A 20,973-nucleotide genomic window follows, 5' to 3' on the forward strand; every position below is an offset into this window, starting at 1 on the left:
GCTCGGCCTGTTTTCCTTGATTTAAATCATCACTAACACTAGAATCGGCGCGACTTTAACCAAGTATGCCCTGAGTACTAATAACCAAGTGAGACTGACGAATGCGTGTTGCTGATTTTAACTTTGAATTACCCGATGAACTAATTGCTCGATTTCCAATGGAAGATCGCACAGCAAGTCGCTTGTTAAAGCTTGAAGGTAATAGTGGCGAAATCACACACCATACATTTGCCGATGTATTAGATTTTATCAATCCAAACGACCTGATTATCTTTAATAATACTAAAGTAATTCCTGCGCGCATGTTTGGTCAAAAAGCCTCAGGCGGTAAGGTAGAGGTGTTAGTAGAGCGTGTAGTAGATAAACACACTGTGCTTGCTCACGTACGCGCTAATAAATCACCTAAAGTTGGTAACGAGCTCATTTTAGAAGAAACGGCAACTGCGGTAATGCAAGGTCGTCAAGGCGAATTATTTGAGCTGAAGTTCGAAGGTGAAGAGGGCGTACTTGATATTTTAGACCGTATTGGTCATATGCCACTGCCGCCATATATTGACCGCCCTGATAATGAAAAAGACCGTAATCGCTATCAAACTGTTTACGGTGAAAAACCGGGTGCAGTAGCTGCACCAACAGCGGGTCTTCATTTTGACGATGCGTTATTAGCAAGGTTAAAAGACAAGGGCGTTGATTTAGGCTTTGTAACGTTGCACGTAGGGGCGGGTACGTTCCAGCCAGTGCGTGTTGATAAAATTGAAGATCACCATATGCATTCTGAGTATATTGAAGTGCCAGAGCAAGTGGTTGCACAAATTAAAGCATGTCATGAACGCGGTGGTCGCGTTGTTGCTGTGGGCACAACGTCAATGCGCTCATTAGAGTCGGCAGCAATGAAATCAGAAGGTGAGCTTGCCCCGTTTTATGGTGATACGGATATTTTCATCTTTCCGGGATACGAATTTCAGGTGGTAGATGCGATGATCACTAACTTTCACCTTCCTGAATCGACACTAATAATGCTTGTGAGTGCCTTTGCTGGACAAGAGAATATTATGAATGCTTACAACACTGCAATTGAAGAAAAATACCGCTTTTTCTCATACGGTGATGCAATGTTCTTAACCAAAAAAGACATTTAGTACACCACTTAAAAACATGATGCGATGTAACTCTGTTACATCGCTTTACACGTAAATCTCACTTTCCACTTTTATTTCTGTTATCTCATCCCTATATCCATAGTATTGTGCTGTCAAAGCAGGTAAAATCGACCGATTATTTTACGCTCAATTGATGAAGTTGAGTAAAAGTTGGACTGTTTTTCCGGCATTTGAGGTTTTTATGAAATTTGAATTAGACAATACAGATGGCAAAGCGCGTCGCGGCCGTTTGATTTTTGACCGTGGTGTAGTAGAGACACCTGCATTTATGCCTGTAGGTACTTACGGTACCGTTAAAGGTATGACTCCTGAAGAGTTAAAAGGCACAGGTGCAGAAATTTGCCTTGGTAATACCTTTCACTTAATGCTTCGCCCAGGTACTGAAATCATCAAACAACACGGTGACTTACATGACTTTATGGGCTGGGATAAACCAATTCTTACCGATTCAGGCGGTTTCCAAGTATTCAGCTTAGGCGAAATGCGTAAAATTTCGGAAGAAGGTGTAATGTTCCGCTCACCGGTAAACGGCGAAAAAATCATGCTATCGCCAGAAAAAGCAATGCAAGTGCAGCGCGACTTGGGCTCAGATATTGTGATGATTTTTGACGAATGTACACCGTATCCTGCAACAGAAAAAGAAGCGCGTGACTCGATGGAGTTATCGCTGCGCTGGGCAAAACGTTCGAAAGAAGGTCACGGTGATAACCCATCAGCATTATTCGGTATTATTCAGGGTGGTATGTACCCTGAACTGCGTGAAATTTCGCAAAAAGGTTTAGAAGAAATCGGTTTTGATGGTTATGCACTTGGTGGTTTATCAGTAGGTGAACCAAAAGAAGACATGATTAACATTCTTGACCACTGCGCTTACAAAATGCCAGAAGATAAGCCGCGTTACCTAATGGGCGTAGGCAAGCCGGAAGATTTAGTTGAAGCGGTTCGTCGTGGTATTGATATGTTTGATTGTGTAATGCCAACACGTAACGCGCGTAACGGCCACTTATTTATTACCGGTGGCGTAATTAAAATCCGTAACGCAGTGCATAAAACGGATACAGGCCCACTTGATCCAGAATGTGATTGCCATACTTGTGAGAACTTCTCACGCGCTTATTTACATCACCTAGATAAGTGTAATGAAATTTTAGGGGCTCGTTTAAATACGATCCACAACTTACGTTATTACCAACGTGTTATGGAAGGGCTTCGCAATGCCATTGCTGAGAACAAACTAGAAGAGTTTGTTGCAGACTTCTATGCGCGTCGTGGTATGCCGGTACCTGAATTAAAACAAATTGAAGACTAATAAAATTTAAGAGGAATTAACCATGAGTTTATTTATCTCAAGTGCGCATGCAAGTGCGGGTGCGCCACCTGCTGGTGGCGGCATGGAAATGCTAATCATGCTAGGTATTTTTGGTTTGGTATTTTATTTCCTAATTTACCGTCCACAAGCTAAGCGTGTTAAAGAGCACAAGAGCCTAATGTCAGCATTGGCGAAAGGTGATGAAGTACTTACTGCTGGTGGCTTAGTAGGTAAAATCGTGAAAGTATCTGACGACAAAGATTTTGTTGTTGTTGCGCTTAACGATCAAGCTAACGTAACAGTGCAAAAAGGTTCAATTTCAGCTGTGCTGCCTAAAGGCACAATGAAAGCACTTTAATCAAAGGAATAAGTTGTGATTAATAAGTACCCATTATGGAAGTACTTGATGGTGGTAGCAGTTGTATTGCTTGGTATGCTTTACGCTGCACCAAATATGTACGGTAGTGATCCTGCCGTACAAATTTCAGGTGCGCGAGGCGCTGTGATTGAAACAGCGGATCTCGACAAAGTAAAAACAATTTTAACGAACGATGGATTTGATGCTAAATCAATCAAACTAGAAAATGAGCAAATCTTAATTCGTTTTAATGATGTAGAAACACAGTTAAAAGCGAAAGACCAACTAAGCGACAGTCTAGGCGCTAACTATATCGCTGCTATAAATTCTGCTCCTTCAACGCCGGCATGGCTTGAAAACTTGGGCGGTGCGCCGATGAAGTTAGGCTTAGATTTACGTGGTGGCGTTGAGTTTACGATGGAAGTTGATATGCGTACTGCTATCAATAATCAGTTAAAGCAGATGCAGCAAGATTTCCGCTCTGACTTACGTGAGCAAAAAATTCGCTACCGCAGCATTCGTGAAGTAGCAAACGCCGATCGCGTGCAATTAGTTTTCCGTAATGAAGAAGACAAAGACGCCGCTGAGAGTTATTTGCAAAAGAACAATCCTAGCCTTGAGTTTCGCGATGACCGCAGCAATGAGCTAGCGTTTACTGCGCGTTTAACTGAAGCTAAGTTAAAAGAAATTCGCGATTACGCAATTTCACAAAACTTAATTATTATTCGTAAGCGTATTAACCAAATTGGTGTTGCAGAACCAAATGTTCAGCGCCAAGGCCAAGAGCGTATTTTAGTACAATTACCGGGTATTCAAGACCCAGCACGTGCGAAAGAAATTTTAGGTTCAGCAGCGACGCTTGAACTGCGAATGGTTGACCAAGATAACGACGTACGCGATGCATTAGCAGGTCGTATGCCGCCGGGCTCAGAAGTAATCAATGATCAGTTTGGTCGTCCAGTTTTACTTAAAAAACGCGTAATGCTTGAAGGCTCACACATTACCGGCGCACAAGCGGGTTATGACCAATACCAGCGTCCGCAAGTTAGCTTACAACTTGATAGTAAAGGTGGCTCAAAAATGGCTGCGTTTACTAAAGACGAAGTTGGTAACTTAATGGCGATTGTATTCATTGAATACCGTCCATCGGGTAAGGTAGATGAAAACGGTAAAGCGTTACCACCAATCAAACACGAAGAAGTGATTAACCAAGCAACCATTAATGAGCGCTTAGGTCGTCGTTTCCAAATTACCGGTATTGATACTCCAGCAAAAGCGCAGCATTTATCTGAAATGCTACGTGCAGGTGCACTTGTTGCGCCAATTCAAATTGTTGCTGAAAGTACCATAGGTCCAAGCATGGGTGCAGAAAACGTTGAAAAAGGGATTACTGCGGTAGTGCTTGGTTTTGTTTTCGTACTGGTATTTATGCTGCTTTACTACAAAGGCTTTGGCTTGATTGCGAATATTGCACTTGGCTTAAACCTGGTATTAATTGTTGGTGCAATGTCAGTACTTGCGGGTGCAACACTTACCTTACCGGGTATTGCCGGTATCGTACTTACCGTTGGTATGGCGGTAGATGCGAACGTACTTATTTTTGAACGTATTCGTGAAGAATTAGCTGAAGGGCGCAGTCCTCAACAAGCAATTCACCATGGTTACGACAGTGCATTTAGCACCATTTTTGATGCCAATATCACAACGTTAATTGCAGCCGTGATCTTGTACGCAATTGGTACGGGTCCTATTCAAGGCTTCGCAATCACTCTTGCTATCGGTATTGTAACGTCAATGTTCACTGCGATTGTTGGTACGCGTGCGATTGTTAACGCGTTAATCGGCGGTAAGCGCATTGAGAAGTTATCTATCTAGGAGAGTGTGATGCAATTATTAAAGTTAAATGAAACACTTAAGTTTATGTCATTGCGCAAAGCGGCAATGACAATTTCAACTCTGCTGATTATCGCTTCATTTGTTTCGTTTTTTACCAAAGGTATGAACTTTGGTTTGGATTTTACCGGTGGTACAACGGTTGAAGTTGGCTTTGAACAAGCCGCTGACCTTAAAGTTGTGCGTTCATCGCTACACGAAAATGGCTTTCCTGATGCACAGGTACAGCTATTTGGTTCAAGTAAGGACGTAAAAATTCGTCTTGAGCCACGTGAAGGTGAAAAAGCCGACATGATCAGTAACCAAGTACTCGAGATTCTTGAACAGACTGGCCAAAAAGTTGAGATCCGCTCAATTGAGTTTGTTGGTCCAAGCGTTGGTGAAGACCTTAAAGAGCAAGGTGGTTTAGCGATGTTAACAGCGCTAATCTGTATTTTGCTTTACGTTGCACTGCGCTTTGAATGGCGTTTTGCAATTGGTGCGGTAGCAGCACTTGCACACGATGTTCTATTAACGGTGGGTTTATTCTCAGTATTAGGTTTACCGTTTGATTTAACTGTATTAGCAGCGGTACTTGCGGTTATAGGTTACTCACTCAACGATACCATTGTTGTGTCGGACCGTATTCGTGAGAACTTCCGTAAAATCCGTATCGACGATACCATTGAAATTGTTGATATTTCACTAACGCAAACGTTAAACCGTACGTTAGTAACATCAATTACAACCATTTTAGTACTTGTGGCGCTTTTTGTATGGGGCGGTGAAACCATTCATGGCTTCGCAACTGCATTACTATTTGGTGTATTTATTGGTACTTACTCGTCTGTATACGTAGCAAGCTCTGTTGCAGTAATGATGGGCATCAGCAAAGAAGATCTGATCCCTGAAGAAGTTGAGAAAGAAGGTGCTGAATTTGACAATATGCCATAATTATTTGGTAATTTTGTAATAATTCTGAAAAAGGCCGGTGTTAACACTGGCCTTTTTTTTCGTCTTTAGTATGATACTGAAAATGATAAACATTCTCAAAGGCATTAAAATGAAAAAGCTAACTGTACTTGCTAGTTTTGCAGCAATGACACTTTTAACAGCATGTGGTGATAAACCACAAACTAACGCCGAAGCAGTAGCAAAAGCACCTACAGCTAATCAAACGTTAGCAGACTACAAAGAGGGTGCTAAAACACTAGTGACAATGATTAAAGAAGCTAAGCCAGATACTGAAATCGCTGCTAAGTCAGCTGAGTTAGTGGCAGGTTCTAAAACGATCATTACGCAGTTTATAAATAAACATCCAAAGTGTACTGAGTATTTAACAGCGCTTAACAATGCGGCGGATATCATTCCAACCTTACCGCTAGAAGAGATCGAGTCAGGCTATCATGAAGACGGTAAACTGCCTAAGTTTGACGACCCTAACTGTTACCATGCGAAGGACTTACTAGTGCATCCTGCAACGGTACAAGCAATGGCGACAATCGGGATTAACACTGCAGAAATGCGTGAAAGTGCAGAAATGGAAATTATTGAAGTTATTGCACACTTTTCTCAGGTTGAAAAAGCATTAAACTAACCTAAATTTCAAAAGGTTGTGATTATAAAGTGAAATAATTACAACCTTTTCTGATACTTAGCTTTTGAAATAATTCTGTCATTATCTCTTGTTATATTCGCCATCCGTAAAGAGGTGAATTATGCAAAACTTGAAACAATCGATCAGCCTTAAAGCGATTCTGTCAAAGCGACAGATCACAACGCTGTTTCAACCCATTCTTGATATTGAAAAAGAAACGGTGCTCGGCTACGAAGCTTTATCGCGAGGCCCTGAAAATTCAAGTTTGTTTAGCCCTGTCGAACTCTTTGCCCAAGCTGAAAAAGATGCCTGCCTCTCAGAGCTAGAGCTTCTTTGTCGTGAAAAAGCCATTGAAAACTTTGTTGCCCAAGGGTTGCCTGGGAAATTGTTTATCAATGTAAGTCCGTCTGCATTACTAGAGGCTGCGCACCCAAAAGGTGAAACTTTGCAACTGCTTGCTAAGCACGGCTTAGCCACATCACGGGTTGTGATTGAGATTACTGAGCGGGAGCCGCTGGCACAAAGCGACTTATTATTCGAAGCGATTAAACATTACCGTGATTTAGGTTTGCATATTGCGATTGATGACTTTGGTTCGGGTTACAGCGGCCTAAAGCAGTGGTCTGAACTCAAGCCTGACATCGTTAAAATTGACCGCTACTTTATCGATCATTGCGATAAAAGTGTGGTGAAAAAAGAGTTTTTACGTTCGATTTTAGAGCTCGCAAAAATCACTAATACGCGAGTAATAGCTGAAGGTATAGAACGCACGCAAGAATTAACACTGTTAAAAAATCTGGGTGTTGAACTAGCACAAGGCTTTTTGCTTGAACGCCCGGTACTTTCGCCGTGTCAGAGTTTTGATGAATGCATTGCAGCGCAAAAATTAGTGGATATGCCACGCAATACGAAAGACGATTCCCCTTTTATTGGCAATTTATTACTAAGCCAGCAGTCTATTTTTGTCACTACTAATTGTGGTGTGGCGAAGAAGTACTTCGAGCAAGATAAGTTATTGCAAAGCCTAGTAGTACTTAATCAAGATAATCGACCCGTTGGCATATTACACCGAGATCAACTTGCCGAAATATTTTCGTCAACCTATGGCGCGGCGCTACACTCTAAGCGCTCAGTCGATGAAGTCATGGATCACCAGCCATTAGTGGTTGATAGATTCACAGCGCTAGACTCAGTAAGTCAAAAAATTACTGACTCAGATTTTGATATACGCCGCTATATTATTGTGACACAAGAAGGGCAATACGTTGGCGTTGTCGCTATTCGCGATATTCTAAAACACATTACTGACGAGAAAATTAAAAACGCGCAGCATGCCAACCCGTTGACCATGTTGCCGGGTAATGTGGCAATTAATGATAATATTGAACGGCGCTTAAATGCGCGACAAGATTTCGAACTGGCCTATATCGATTTAAATCACTTTAAGCAATTTAACGATCTCTATGGTTATGCCAGTGGTGACATGGTAATTAAATTGCTTGCTGAAATTTGCCGCCAAGTGTGTAATCAAAAAGGCTGCTTTATTGGTCATATTGGTGGCGATGATTTTATGTTGGTGTGTCCTAGTGACTTAGGTGAAGCGCTGTGTCGTAAAATAATATCTGAGTTTGAAACCGCCGTTAGAGCCTATTTTACGCCAGAGCACGTTGCAGCAGGGGGTTATTGGGCAACCAACCGCGAGGGTGAAAAAAAGTTTGTGCCCTTATTAACCTTGTCTATTGGTTTAGTTAATCCTGATATTGAGCACTGCGAAAACAGCCATCAAGTGGCAGCGCTGGCAACCGATGCTAAAAAGGAAGCTAAGCGTTTTGTAACTAGTCACTTGTTTATTTGCAAACGCCGTCGCCCGACCATGGCGATAGTCAGACTACCGGTAGCAAAATAATCTATTCGTGGCGATTGAAAAACAATCGCTTTACCTAAGCAATAACTTGTTTTAACTTATTATTACTTGAGCTATGTTTGGGGCAAGTAATATGAGAATAAATGTACCATATTGTTTTATAGTGCTTATTTCACTTTCAACCTGCTCAGTCGCAGCAACAGAAATCGTGAAAGTTGCCAAAGAGCAGCGTAAGCTATACTCAAGAGATGATTACATTGTTAGCCTATTAGAATTGGCGCTGGCCAATCAGCCTTACCAATTACAACATGTGCCTGTACACCCACACCAACAGCGTACTTTACTAAAACTCAGCCAAGGTGATGTAGATATTCATTGGGGTATGACGAGTCCTGACCGCGAAGCCATTGCCACCGCAATTCCAATTCCTATTTTTAAAGGACTGATTGGTAAACGTATTGCGCTGATTAAAGACGATCGGCAAAACGACTTTACTACGATTGATAGCGACAAGCTAAAGCAGTTTACTGCGGTTCAGGGACACGATTGGCCCGATACTAAAATTCTTGCGCAAAATGGCTACAGAGTAAAAGCATTTGCGCATTATAAACCCATGTTTACTTTAGTCTCTCGTGGGCTGGTGGATTATTTCCCACGCTCTGTCATTGAAATTCAAGATGAACTAGCAGAGTTTAAGCCACTTGGTTTGGCGATAGAGACAGCACATTTAATACATTATCCTGCGGCATTCTACTTTTTTGTAAATAAAGAAAAAACGGCGTTAGCCAATGCACTGCAAGCTGGGTTAACAGAAATGATTGCTGATGGTCGATTTGATAAGTTGTTTGATGATTATTTTGCTGAAGGGCTGAGTCAATTAAACTTAGCGAAGCGCAAAATACATTTTTTAGAAAATGACTATTTCACAAATACAGCGCTGTTGCAAAATAAGGCGCTTTGGTACAAAAAATAAGGAAGCAATGTGCTTCCTTATTTATAAAACCTAGTTAAAGCATGCAATTATTTAAGTAATGCATCGCTTAAATGTGGACGAAGCTCTTTCACAATCGCTTGTGCAAGTTTTGGTGCGCCACATACAATATTGCCTGACTTATCTTGGTTGTTGCCGCCAGCAAAATCAGTTACTAAGCCACCTGCTTCTTTAACAAGTAGTTGACCTGCTGCAGTATCCCAAGGCTTTAATCCAATTTCGAAGAAACCATCAACACGACCCGCTGCAACATAAGCTAAATCTAGCGCTGCAGAACCTGCGCGGCGCATATCTGCTGTATGAACGAATAATGCACTGAATGCATTCATGTATTCTTCAATGTGATGCTTTTGCTTAAATGGGAAGCCCGTTGCTAGCACTGTACCTGAAAGGTCATTTGCCTTATTTACGCGAATACGCTTGCTGTTAAGCTGTGCGCCTTGGCCGCGTGTAGCTGTGAATAATTCACCACGAATTGGATCGTAAACAACCGCTTGCTCTGTACGGCCTTTCACTTTTAATGCAATAGATACTGCGAAGTGTGGAATGCCCTTGATGAAGTTAGTTGTGCCATCAAGTGGATCGATAACCCAAAGGTAATCAGCGTCGCTGCCAAGTTGTTGACCTAGCTCTTCGCCTACAATGCTATGCTTAGGGTAAGACTTTAAAATAGTGTCGCGAATCATCGCTTCCGCGTCTTTGTCTACGTTAGTTACAAAGTCGTTGCTACCTTTTTGAAGTACTTCAACTTTATCTTTCTCTTCAAATTTTTGAAGAATAACTTTACCTGCATTTCGCGCAGCGCGAACCGCAATGTTTAACATTGGATGCATAGCTTTACCTTTAGGTTTTAAAAGAACTCATTAACTACTAAGTTGTGCCTTAATTTGGTCACCCCTCAGTTCAGCCGCGCTATTTTAGCGACTTTTTTGCGGTTGTAAACCAAAATAATAAATTTAATCTCTGGTTAACAATTAATCAAACTGGTGTGCTAAAAAATCGCTAATCGCGGTGTAATAGTCGAAATTTAATGATGAGTAGGCTAAAATCCGCGCCAGATAAAATTTCAGAGTTTAGAACGTAACATGACGCTAGATAAAATTCGTATTGTACTGGTTAATACTTCGCACACAGGTAACATTGGTTCTGTTGCTCGTGCAATGAAAACAATGGGCTTTAGCAAGCTTTATTTAGTTGATCCTGTTAACCCTGTCGATAGTCATGCAAGTGCACTTGCAGCAGGAGCAACTGATGTACTAGGTAATGCGGTAGTTGTTGATACCTTGCAAGAGGCGATTGCTGATTGTAATACCGTGATTGGCACCAGTGCGCGCTCACGTACTTTATCTTGGCCAATGGTTAATCCAGTTGAGTGCGGCGAAAAACTGCTTGCTGGTACAGAACAAGACGGTGATGTAGCGCTTGTATTTGGTCGTGAAAATAGCGGCTTAACGAATGAAGAGCTGCAACTGTGTAATTTCCACGTATGTATTGCAGCTAACCCTGAATACTCGTCGCTTAATCTTGCTATGGCTGTGCAAACCCTGTGTTATGAAACACGCATGCGCTTCCTTGCCAAAGGCGAACAACAAATTGAGCAAGATGATGCGGTATACCCAAGTTCTGAACAGATGGAGCTTTTCTACCAACATTTAGAAAAAACCTTGTTAGACACGGGCTTTATTATTAAACAACACCCAGGTCAAGTAATGACTAAGCTGCGCCGTTTATTTAATCGTGCACGCCCAGAAGAGCAGGAGCTTAACATTCTGCGCGGGATTTTAACCTCGATTGATAAATCGGTTGTGAAAAAAGACAGCGAATAGCTTAAAGACAATACTTGACTAATTTACTCAGGTAATTAAAATAATACTTGAGTAAATTACTAGGTTATCCTGTTCTAGCTTATATACAGCAAGACTAAAGAATAACCTAAGTGTGAATAATAAATACTTGACTATCTTAGTCAGGTAATTAAAATTCGCACTCTTATTGATGATGGGGGCTTAGCATGAAATTAACGTCGAAAGGTCGATATGCAGTAACTGCACTATTAGACGTGGCGCTTCATACTAAAATTGGCCCAGTTCCCCTCGCTGAAATTTCAGAACGACAAGACATTTCACTCTCATACCTTGAGCAGTTATTTTCGCGTTTGCGCAAGCAAGATTTAGTACGCTCTGTTCGTGGTCCTGGCGGTGGTTACTTACTAGGTAAGGAAGCCTCAGAGATTTCAGTTGGTGATATCATTTCTGCAGTCAATGAATCGGTAGATGCCACACGTTGTGGTGGTGAAGGCGATTGCCAAAATGGTGTTCGTTGCTTAACACACTCATTATGGAGTGAATTGAGTCAGCGCATCGAAGAATTTTTAAACAGTATTACGTTAGCTGAGTTAGTTGCCAAAAAAGATGTGCAACAAGTTGCTGGTCGCCAAGACCAAACGGTTGAAAAAGCCGTTGAAAATTCACTCAGTCAGCTTGAAAATATCAACATTAGTTGCCAAATGTAGCAATTCGGAGCAAGTAAATATGAAGTTACCAATTTATTTAGATTACGCCGCCACAACACCTGTCGATCCGCGTGTAGCTGGCGCTATGATGCAGTGTCTAACAATGGATGGCAATTTTGGTAACCCAGCGTCACGTTCTCACCGTTTTGGTTGGCAAGCTGAAGAAGCAGTTGATCAAGCGCGTCACGACATTGCTGAATTAATCAATGCAGACCCGCGTGAAATCGTTTTCACATCAGGTGCTACAGAATCAAATAACTTGGCAATTAAAGGTGCTGCTAATTTCTACGCGAAAAAAGGCAAGCACGTAATCACAGTTAAAACTGAACACAAAGCCGTATTAGACACGTGTCGTGAACTTGAGCGTCAAGGCTTTGAAGTTACTTATATGGACGTTGAAGAAAACGGCTTACTAGACCTTAAGAAGCTCGAAGCAGCAATGCGTGATGACACTGTGCTTGTGAGCGTAATGCACGTAAATAATGAGCTAGGTGTAGTACAAGATATCGCAACCATTGGCGAAATGTGTCGCGAACGTAAAATCATGTTCCATGTTGATGGTGCGCAAAGCGCAGGTAAAGTAAAAATCGACATGCAAGCACTAAAAGTAGACTTCATGTCTTTCTCAGGTCACAAAGTGTATGGCCCGAAAGGTATTGGTGCACTTTATGTTCGTCGTAAGCCTCGTGCACGTTTAGAAGCACAAATGCACGGTGGTGGTCATGAGCGCGGTATGCGTTCAGGTACACTGGCAACACACCAAATCGTCGGTATGGGTCAGGCGTTCAAAGTTGCAAATGAAGATTTTGATAAAGATCACGCACACATCAGTGCACTACGTAAGCGTTTGATTGATGGCATTATGTCGGATATCGAAGAAGTTTATTTTAACGGTACACCAGAGCAATCAGTACCAGGTATCGTAAATATCTCATTCAACTATGTTGAAGGTGAGTCATTACTAATGGCACTTAAAGATATCGCGGTATCTTCAGGTTCTGCATGTACATCGGCAAGTTTAGAACCATCTTACGTATTACGTGCGCTAGGCCGTAACGACGAATTAGCACATAGCTCAATTCGTTTCAGTATTGGTCGTTTCACGACTGAAGAAGAGATTGATTACACTGTTCAGCTAATCAAAGACTCAATTGGCCGTTTGCGCGAAATGTCTCCTTTATGGGAAATGTATAAAGAAGGCGTTGATTTAGAGTCTGTTGAGTGGACACACCACTAATTAAATGAATTGGGTATTGAGGTAACAAGCAATGGCATATAGTGACAAAGTAATTGACCATGTAGAGAATCCACGTAACGTAGGTTCTTTAGACAAGAATGACCCAAGTGTTGCAACGGGTATGGTTGGCGCACCAGCGTGTGGTGACGTAATGAAGTTGCAAATTAAGGTATCTGACGATGGCATCATCGAAGATGCAAAATTTAAAACCTATGGTTGTGGTAGCGCGATTGCATCGTCATCACTAGTAACTGAATGGGTTAAAGGTAAAAGCCTAGACGAAGCGGGTGAAATCAAAAACACTGATATCACAGCGGAACTAGAATTACCGCCAGTTAAAATTCACTGTTCAATTTTAGCGGAAGATGCAATCCAAGCAGCGATTGCGGATTACAAAAAAAAGCACGGTGAATAATTTATGGCGATTACTTTAACAGATGCAGCCGCTGATCGCGTACGCTCATTTTTAACCAATCGCGGTAAAGGTCTAGGCCTACGCGTTGGTGTTAAAACAACAGGGTGCTCAGGCCTTGCCTATGTACTTGAGTTTGTTGATGAGTTAGCGGAAGGCGATGAAACCTTTGAACATAACGGTGTAACCGTCATTGTTGATGGTAAAAGCCTAGTGTACATCGACGGCACTGAGCTGGACTTTGTTAAAGAAGGCCTAAATGAAGGGTTTAAATTTAACAACCCGAATCAAAATGGTGAGTGTGGTTGCGGCGAAAGCTTTACCGTATAACCTTTACTATTTGATCTAATTTATTAAGCCCTGCAATTGCGGGGCTTGTGTGCAATTAAGAGCGAGGATTTTTTCGTTACTATGAAATACTTTGAGTTATTTGCAATCCCTGTTCAATTTGATGTTGATCTCAACACTGTTAACGCACGCTATCTCGAACTGCAAAAAATTCTTCACCCTGATCGTCATGCCAGTTTAGGCGCACAGCAACAACTGCTTGCGGTACAAAAAACGGCAGAATTAAACGACGCATTACAGGTTCTCAAGCAGCCGCTAAAACGCGCAGAATACATGTTAGCAGAAAAGCACATTGATATTCGTGCTGAGCAACAGACTTTGCAAGATCCTGAGTTTTTAATGCAGCAGATGGAGCTGCGAGAAGAGCTAAGTGAAATTACTGACGCAGCAGACCCTGAAGCAGCAATTGCACAGTTTGAAAATCACGTAAAAGAACTTCATCAAGATTATTACGCAGAGCTCAAAAAGCACATTGATAGTGACGACCAAGAGCAGCTTAAAATTGCCGCAGATATAGTACGTAAGCTTAAATTTATTTATAAGTTACGAGAAGAATTAGAGCGCATTGAAGATTCGCTTTTCGACGACTAATTAGGACGCGAGAAACATGTTACTCCAAATAGCAGAACCAGGCCAAAGTGCATCACCACATGAGCACAAATTAGCAGTTGGCATTGACTTAGGAACCACAAACTCGCTGGTTGCAACAGTACAAAGTGGCGAAACCAAAGTACTGCCAGACTTAATGGGCAAAACAATTTTGCCATCAGCCATTCACTATGGTGAAAACACAATTACTGTTGGCGAAAAAGCCAAGTTAGATGCACCGCTAGACGCTGCGAATACGCTTATTTCGGTAAAACGTTTTCTTGGCAAATCATTCCAAGAAATCAGTCAGATTGCCGATCAACTGCCATACCAATTTAGCAACGACGATGACGTATTAGCAATTCAAACACGTCAGGGCAACATTAACCCAATTCAAGCGTCGAGCGAGATTCTAAAAGCGCTAAAAGCGCGTGCAATGGACAGCTTCGGCGGTGAAGAAATTACTGGTGCGGTGATCACTGTTCCTGCGTATTTTGATGATGCACAGCGTCAAGGCACGAAAGATGCCGCAGAACTAGCTGGCTTAAATGTACTGCGCTTACTTAACGAACCAACAGCCGCTGCGGTTGCTTACGGTTTAGATTCAGGTAAAGAAGGTGTTATCGCGGTTTATGACTTAGGTGGCGGTACCTTTGATGTGTCAATTCTGCGTTTGAATAAAGGCGTATTTGAAGTATTGGCAACGGGCGGTGACTCGGCACTTGGTGGTGATGACTTTGACGCACTGTTGGTAAATTACTTTAAAGAGCAAACAGGCATTAACGCACCGAATGCCGATACCCTGCGTTTGTTTATGGAAAAAGCGCGCGCATGTAAAGAAGCACTTACCAATTACAATCTGGTAAATGTTGGTTTAGATTTAGGCGAACAGCAGTTTAAAATTGAAGTTACGAAAGAGTTCTTTAATGAATTAGCACAAGGTCTTGTGAAAAAAACACTACGTGCATCGCGCCGCGCCTTGAAAGATGCGGGTGTTGAAAAAGAAGAGGTGCTTGAAGTTGTGATGGTTGGCGGCTCTACGCGCATGCCAATCGTCCGTGAGCAAGTAGGAGAGTTCTTTGGAAAAGAGCCACTTACTTCAATTGATCCAGACCAAGTTGTTGCTTTAGGTGCAGCCATTCAAGCTGACATATTAGTGGGTAATAAACCTGATTCAGATATGTTACTGCTTGATGTATTACCGCTTTCACTCGGTTTAGAAACCATGGGTGGCTTGGTTGAGAAAATCATTCCACGCAACACCACTATTCCTGTTGCTCGTGCACAAGAGTTTACTACGTTCAAAGATGGCCAAACGGCAATGTCGCTGCATGTGCTGCAAGGTGAACGTGAACTGGTAGGTGATTGCCGCTCACTGGCAAAATTTAGCTTAAAAGGTATTCCACCAATGGCGGCGGGTGCGGCGCATATTCGTGTAACCTTTAAAGTAGATGCAGACGGTCTTCTAAGCGTGAGTGCAATGGAAAAATCCACTGGTGTGCAGTCTGAAATTCAAGTTAAACCGTCATTTGGTTTATCAGATAGCCAAGTTGCTGATATGATTAAATCGTCGTTGGTTAATGCTAAAGACGATATGCAAGCACGTATGCTAAAAGAGCAACAAGTTGAAGCGCTACGAGTGATTGAAGCATTAAATGCATCGCTTGAACAAAGTGGTCACTTACTTTCAACTGATGAAAAAAGCGAATTAGAAAGCGAAATCAGCAAATTAGCGGTACTTCGCGAAACGGCGACAACGCCAGACCAACTAAAATCAGCCATTGAAGCCATAGATAAAGCAAGCAGTGAGTTTGCATCGCGCCGTATGGATGATTCAATTAAACAGGCTTTAACTGGCCAGTCGGTAGATGAGGTTTAATATGCCACAAATTATTTTCTTACCACATGAAGAACTTTGTCCTGAAGGCGCGGCAATTGAAGCACCTACTGGCGAAACTGTGCTTGATGTTGCGCTTAAAAATGGTATTTCAATTCCACATGCGTGTGAAAAGTCATGTGCATGTACTACATGTCATTTAATTGTGCGTGAAGGTTTCGATTCGCTTGAAGAAAGTGATGAACTTGAAGATGATATGCTGGATAAAGCATGGGGTTTAGAGCCTGAATCACGCCTTGGCTGTCAGGCTATTATCGCAGATGAAGACCTAGTCGTAGAAATTCCAAAGTACAATTTAAATATTGTAAACGAGGAACACTAATTACACAGTGATTAATGTTTTAGAAAAGCGCTCTTAGAGCGCTTTTTTATTGTCTGAAATTTGTCTAATATCAAAGATGCTTGAATCTGTTTTGTTTAATCTAAAAGTATAACTAAGAGCGGGAAAGCTTATGAAACCACATGGGATCAGCATTGGTTTAAGTCGCGTTAAATCGACATTCTTTATTCATATTCGCGCATTTGGCACACTGCAACATGATGACTATCAGTACATGGTGCCCACCATTGAATCAGCGCTTAGTGAAGTAACACAGCCAAAGCTGAAAGTTTTAATTGATATTACCGAGCTGGATGGCTGGACCATGAATGCCGCGTGGGATGATTTTAAGTTTGGCATGAAACACCGTCGAGAATTCGAAAAAATCGCCGTTATTTGCTCTCATCGTTGGCAAAAAGGGGTGATGCATGTTTCAAATTGGTTTATGCCGGGCGAAATTGAGTCATTCAATAATCATCACGATGCATTGGTTTGGTTGGAGCAAGCATAAAACCCTGGTGACTTAGCGTGCGAAATTAGTTAATGCAATTGCGTAAAAAGCCTTGTAGAATTTATTTTTTGTTTAGATTAGTCATTCTGTAATATTCATGATGCATGGAAGTCGCGGTAATATCGCATCAAACTCGCTTATTTCTCCAAAAGACGTCAGCTTAGTGATTCTCGCAGGCGGTCTCGGGCGACGTTTTGGTGGCAATAAACAGCTTGCCGTTGTACCGGGTATTGAAAAAACGCTGCTTGAACTCAGTATTTCGGATGCATTTAATGCCGGAATACGTCATGTGGTGTTAGTTGTTAATGCCGCAATTAAGCAAACCGTTGAGGCTCAAATACTGCCTCGTTTGCATCCAGAGTTAACGGTTGATATTGCCGTACAATCGATTTCGGATGTACCACCACATTACAAAGGCATGTTTTCTGAGCGTGAAAAGCCATGGGGAACAGGTCATGCATTACTCGCTGCGAAACAATTTGTAAAAGCACATTGTGTGGTGATCACCGCAGATGATTATTATGGAAAATCAGCCTTTAGTACCTTACTTGCAAACTGGCAAAATAATGGTGCATGGCGTTTATTAGGTTACCCATTAGCGAGCACACTGACTGAGCAAGGCGGTGTCAATCGTGGGATCTGTGAACTTTCAGGCTCACAACTAAACAAAATTACCGAAGTTTTAAATATTGATGCGGATCTTCGTGGTGAAACCGTTTCTGGTGAGCAGGTTACCCTGTCACCAAACACCTACGCATCAATGACTATTTGGGCACTGGGTTTTGAGATATTCAACCAATTAGAAGATGGCTTTATCGCGTTTTTAAAACAGTATGACAGCGCTATCAATAGCGAGTTTTTTCTACCAGACCAAATCCAGTATTTAGTTGCGCAGCACGCGCAAGTTGTCGAGTTACACCCTGCCAAGGACTGCTGGCTGGGTGTCACCTATAGCGATGATTTGACGCGCGTTGCTCAGCAATTAAATGAGTAAATATGAGCAGTTGCAAGAGATTACAATGACGTATCAAGAGCAAGCCTTGGCCTTATCTAACCAATATGGGTTGGGGCAAACAGGCATTTCAATTAAGCCAATTGGCAGTGGTCACATTAATACCACGCTACTTTTAAGTTCACCAGAAAAGCATTTAGTGGTGCAAAAGCTAAATACCCAAGTGTTTCCGGATTCACAGGCCTTGGTATCAAATGCGCGCAAAATTGAAAAGCACTTGACTAAAAAAGCGCAAAAAAACGCGTATGATCTCGATGTAATTAAGCATGTCGCAACTCAAGATGAAACGCATTTAGTGCGCCTTAATGGCGATACGTGGCGCGCGCTTGAATTTATAGGCGGCAGCTACAGTGAAGACGTGGTTGAATCGAGCGAAAAAGCAAAAATTGCTGCAGGTGCTTTTGGTCAGTTTGCAAAAGCACTGAATGATTTTGAAGCTGACTCCCTTAAAACCGTGATCCCAGACTTTCATAATCTTGCTATGCGAGTTAATGCGTTAGAAGAGGCGGTTTCTGCTGATAAAGTGGCACGTGTGAATGCTTGTGCAGCAGAAATTGAATTTTGCCAACAGCAACGTCAGCTGCTCGACGAGATAGCTGACGTAGTGCCAGATTTACCTGTGCGCGCATGCCACAATGATACTAAAATCAACAATATGCTGTTTTGTAAAAAGTCGGATCAAGCAAAGGCTGTTATTGATTTAGATACCTGTATGCCAGGTTATTGGATGTTTGATTTTGGCGATATGGTACGTACTTTTTGCTCACCAGAAGCGGAAGACTCAACTAATTTAGATAAAGTAAAAGTACGTGAGCATATTTTTGCGTCAATTGTTGAGGGCTATGTAGAGCCGCTTAAAAATGTTTTGTCTGAAAAAGAAAAGCAAAGTTTCTGGCTTGGCGCTAAGGTGATGAGCTTTATGATTGGCGTGCGCTTTTTAACAGATTATTTAGATGGCGATAACTACTTTACCATTCACCGCGAGAATCACAATCTAGACCGCGCGCGTAACCAGTTTGCGCTGTATAAAGATTTACTTAAAAAAGAGCAAACACTAAAAGAAATTTTGTTCAAATAAACTTGTATTGATAAAAGGCAGCCTAGCTGCCTTTTTTGTTTTTAAAGTTAACGTTTTTATTAATCGCATTGTTTTGCCCTGAAATAAGCAATGAGATATTAATACTGAATAATAAAAATAGTTCGTTCAAAGGAAATACACATGAAAAATATGGATCGCCGCGGTTTTTTAAAAGCCGCAACTGTTACTGCCGCTGCGGGTTTAACCGCTGCTTGTGCAACGTCAAATAATCAATTTACACCAGCAAAACAGCAGGGCAAAAGTGTAATTGGCTTAATTGCGCCCAAAATGGATGTGGTACGTGTTGGTTTTATTGGTGTGGGTCAGCGCGGCTATGGCCATGTTAAACGCATGAGCCATATTGAAGGCGCTGAAATTGTTGCGATTTGTGATAACCACCAAGAAGTGCTTGAGCGCTCTGCGAAATTTCTGACTGATAATGGCCATAAACAGCCGGCACTTTACGGTAATGGCGAATATGCCTACCGTGAAATGCTTAACCGCCAAGATATCGATATTGTAATTATTTCAACGCCTTGGAAATGGCATGCGCCCATGGCAATCGAGTCGATGGAAAGCGGTAAACACGCCTTTGTTGAAGTGCCGCTAGCCACCACAGTAGAAGAAATGTGGGACATTGTTAATACAGCTGAGCGCACGCAAAAGAACTGTATGATGATGGAAAACGTGAACTACGGCCGCGATGAGTTAATGGTACTTAACATGGTTCGCCAAGGGCTCTTTGGTGAGTTGCTGCACGGTGAAGCGGCTTATATTCATGAGTTGCGTTGGCAGATGAAAGAACTTGAAACTAAAACAGGTTCATGGCGTACGGGCTGGCATGCAAAGCGTAACGGAAACCTCTATCCAACTCATGGTTTAGGGCCTGTGTCACAATATATGAATATTAATCGTGGCGACCGTTTTGACTATCTCACCTCAATGAGTTCACCGGCACTTGGCCGCGCACTTTATGCGAAAAAAGAATTCTCAGCCGACCATCAGCGTAACCAGTTAAACTACATTAATGGTGATATCAGCACTACGCTGATTAAAACGGTCCAAGGTCGTACGATTATGGTACAGCACGATACCACAACGCCGCGCCCGTATTCTCGTCATAATCTAATTCAAGGCACTAACGGCGTATTTGCAGGCTTCCCTAATCGTATCGCGTTAGAAGAGGGCGGCAGTGGTAATTTCCATGAGTGGGATTACGATATGCAGTCTTGGTATAACAAATATGACCATCCACTGTGGGTAAAAATGGGTAAGGAAGCCGAGCGAAATGGCGGCCATGGCGGCATGGACTTCTTAATGTTCTGGCGTATGATTTACTGCCTACGTAATGGTGAACCACTGGACCAAGATGTTTACGATGGCGCAGCATGGTCGGTGATTAGCCCACTCAGTGCTGAGTCACTTAATAATCGTGCGCAGTCAGTAGATATTCCTGATTTCACGCGTGGTGCATGGCAAACGGCAGAGCCGCTGGGGATAGTGACAGTTTAATGACTTCTTAGCTTTTGAAAGTTCTCAAAAACAAAAACGGTAGTTTGGGAGTTTTTTTGTAGCTATCCTGCACTAGCAAATCATGTTTGTCGCGCTGGCGACAGCAGTAAAAGATGAAAAGTAACCGAAACGGAGTTTCGCAGTACTTTGAAATGAGGTCAAGGATGACCGATGTAACCCAGCTTCATGGATGAATTTTAACACATATTTAAAAGCGCCGGCCCCCCTTTGGATTCCCCCGACGCCCCAAAATCAAACTATTCTTCAAGCACAATTTAAATGTGAACATAAATGCCATGAAGCAACATCCCTGTTGTACATGGCTTGCTCGACCGCTTCGCTCCCTGTCTCGCATTATTCATTTAAATTGTATTTTCAGGTTTGATTTAATGGGTG

Annotated in this window: 21 protein-coding genes; 20 read left to right on the forward strand and 1 reads right to left on the reverse strand. The window is 42.2% G+C overall.

Going from position 1 to position 20,973, the window contains the following annotated elements:
* Positions 1–101 precede the first annotated feature (101 nt).
* The 8 genes from queA to AN214_RS09865 all read left to right on the forward strand — a co-directional run bounded on the left by queA (position 102) and on the right by AN214_RS09865 (position 9,133).
* Positions 102–1,139 carry a tRNA preQ1(34) S-adenosylmethionine ribosyltransferase-isomerase QueA gene (queA, locus tag AN214_RS09830; protein ID WP_054979569.1) on the forward strand — a complete coding sequence of 346 codons (1,038 nt, stop codon included), beginning with the start codon at positions 102–104 and terminating at the stop codon, positions 1,137–1,139.
* 202 nt (positions 1,140–1,341) lie between these two features.
* Positions 1,342–2,469, forward strand: a complete 1,128-nt coding sequence (gene tgt / locus AN214_RS09835; RefSeq protein WP_054979588.1) for a tRNA guanosine(34) transglycosylase Tgt — start codon at positions 1,342–1,344, stop codon at positions 2,467–2,469.
* Between the two features lie 22 nt (positions 2,470–2,491).
* The gene (yajC, locus tag AN214_RS09840) at positions 2,492–2,827 is read left to right on the forward strand and encodes a preprotein translocase subunit YajC (RefSeq protein ID WP_054979570.1); all 336 of its coding nucleotides are present in this window, start codon (positions 2,492–2,494) and stop codon (positions 2,825–2,827) included.
* A gap of 15 nt (positions 2,828–2,842) precedes the next feature.
* Entirely contained in the window at positions 2,843–4,702 is a 1,860-nt protein-coding gene (gene secD / locus AN214_RS09845) for a protein translocase subunit SecD (protein WP_054979571.1), read from the forward strand.
* Positions 4,703–4,711: 9 nt separating this feature from the next.
* On the forward strand, positions 4,712–5,653 hold the full coding sequence (gene secF / locus AN214_RS09850; RefSeq protein WP_054979572.1) for a protein translocase subunit SecF: 942 nt from the start codon (positions 4,712–4,714) through the stop codon (positions 5,651–5,653).
* Between the two features lie 109 nt (positions 5,654–5,762).
* Positions 5,763–6,296 carry a hypothetical protein gene (locus AN214_RS09855; protein ID WP_054979573.1) on the forward strand — a complete coding sequence of 178 codons (534 nt, stop codon included), beginning with the start codon at positions 5,763–5,765 and terminating at the stop codon, positions 6,294–6,296.
* A 121-nt stretch (positions 6,297–6,417) separates the two neighbouring features.
* Complete coding sequence (locus AN214_RS09860) at positions 6,418–8,202, forward strand: bifunctional diguanylate cyclase/phosphodiesterase (protein WP_054979574.1); 1,785 nt, start codon at positions 6,418–6,420, stop codon at positions 8,200–8,202.
* 91 nt (positions 8,203–8,293) lie between these two features.
* Positions 8,294–9,133, forward strand: coding sequence for an ABC transporter substrate-binding protein (locus AN214_RS09865; protein ID WP_054979575.1), 840 nt, complete (start codon positions 8,294–8,296; stop codon positions 9,131–9,133).
* Positions 9,134–9,180: 47 nt separating this feature from the next.
* Here AN214_RS09865 and suhB read toward each other — a convergent pair whose 3' ends face one another.
* Positions 9,181–9,984: an inositol-1-monophosphatase gene (gene suhB, locus AN214_RS09870; protein WP_054979576.1), complete on the reverse strand. Its 804-nt coding sequence runs from the start codon at positions 9,982–9,984 to the stop codon at positions 9,181–9,183.
* A gap of 252 nt (positions 9,985–10,236) precedes the next feature.
* Here suhB and trmJ point away from each other — a divergent pair, with 252 nt between their 5' ends.
* The 12 genes from trmJ (at position 10,237) to AN214_RS09930 (ending at position 20,577) form a co-directional block, all read left to right on the forward strand.
* A complete protein-coding gene (gene trmJ, locus AN214_RS09875; protein WP_054979577.1) occupies positions 10,237–10,977 on the forward strand; it encodes a tRNA (cytosine(32)/uridine(32)-2'-O)-methyltransferase TrmJ in 741 nt (246 codons plus the stop codon).
* Between the two features lie 185 nt (positions 10,978–11,162).
* Positions 11,163–11,663, forward strand: coding sequence for a Fe-S cluster assembly transcriptional regulator IscR (iscR, locus tag AN214_RS09880; RefSeq protein WP_010561891.1), 501 nt, complete (start codon positions 11,163–11,165; stop codon positions 11,661–11,663).
* 19 nt (positions 11,664–11,682) lie between these two features.
* Positions 11,683–12,900: an IscS subfamily cysteine desulfurase gene (locus AN214_RS09885; protein WP_054979578.1), complete on the forward strand. Its 1,218-nt coding sequence runs from the start codon at positions 11,683–11,685 to the stop codon at positions 12,898–12,900.
* A 31-nt stretch (positions 12,901–12,931) separates the two neighbouring features.
* Positions 12,932–13,315 (forward strand): Fe-S cluster assembly scaffold IscU, encoded by a 384-nt coding sequence (iscU, locus tag AN214_RS09890; RefSeq protein WP_054979579.1) that lies wholly within the window; start codon positions 12,932–12,934, stop codon positions 13,313–13,315.
* Positions 13,316–13,318: 3 nt separating this feature from the next.
* Positions 13,319–13,642, forward strand: a complete 324-nt coding sequence (iscA, locus tag AN214_RS09895; RefSeq protein WP_010561888.1) for an iron-sulfur cluster assembly protein IscA — start codon at positions 13,319–13,321, stop codon at positions 13,640–13,642.
* Between the two features lie 81 nt (positions 13,643–13,723).
* Positions 13,724–14,251: a co-chaperone HscB gene (gene hscB / locus AN214_RS09900; RefSeq protein WP_010561887.1), complete on the forward strand. Its 528-nt coding sequence runs from the start codon at positions 13,724–13,726 to the stop codon at positions 14,249–14,251.
* A gap of 16 nt (positions 14,252–14,267) precedes the next feature.
* Positions 14,268–16,127, forward strand: a complete 1,860-nt coding sequence (hscA, locus tag AN214_RS09905; RefSeq protein WP_054979580.1) for a Fe-S protein assembly chaperone HscA — start codon at positions 14,268–14,270, stop codon at positions 16,125–16,127.
* 1 nt (position 16,128) lies between these two features.
* Positions 16,129–16,467: an ISC system 2Fe-2S type ferredoxin gene (gene fdx, locus AN214_RS09910; protein ID WP_054979581.1), complete on the forward strand. Its 339-nt coding sequence runs from the start codon at positions 16,129–16,131 to the stop codon at positions 16,465–16,467.
* 130 nt (positions 16,468–16,597) lie between these two features.
* Complete coding sequence (locus AN214_RS09915) at positions 16,598–16,975, forward strand: STAS/SEC14 domain-containing protein (RefSeq protein ID WP_054979582.1); 378 nt, start codon at positions 16,598–16,600, stop codon at positions 16,973–16,975.
* 97 nt (positions 16,976–17,072) lie between these two features.
* Positions 17,073–17,969 (forward strand): NTP transferase domain-containing protein, encoded by an 897-nt coding sequence (locus AN214_RS09920; RefSeq protein ID WP_054979583.1) that lies wholly within the window; start codon positions 17,073–17,075, stop codon positions 17,967–17,969.
* A complete protein-coding gene (locus AN214_RS09925; protein WP_235576731.1) occupies positions 17,962–19,065 on the forward strand; it encodes a phosphotransferase enzyme family protein in 1,104 nt (367 codons plus the stop codon). The genes AN214_RS09920 and AN214_RS09925 overlap by 8 nt, the downstream gene beginning before the upstream one ends.
* A gap of 141 nt (positions 19,066–19,206) precedes the next feature.
* Positions 19,207–20,577 (forward strand): Gfo/Idh/MocA family protein, encoded by a 1,371-nt coding sequence (locus AN214_RS09930; protein ID WP_054979584.1) that lies wholly within the window; start codon positions 19,207–19,209, stop codon positions 20,575–20,577.
* Positions 20,578–20,973: the final 396 nt, after the last annotated feature.

Origin of the sequence: Pseudoalteromonas sp. P1-9, assembly GCF_001399975.1 — a bacterium.
Lineage (GTDB): Bacteria > Pseudomonadota > Gammaproteobacteria > Enterobacterales > Alteromonadaceae > Pseudoalteromonas.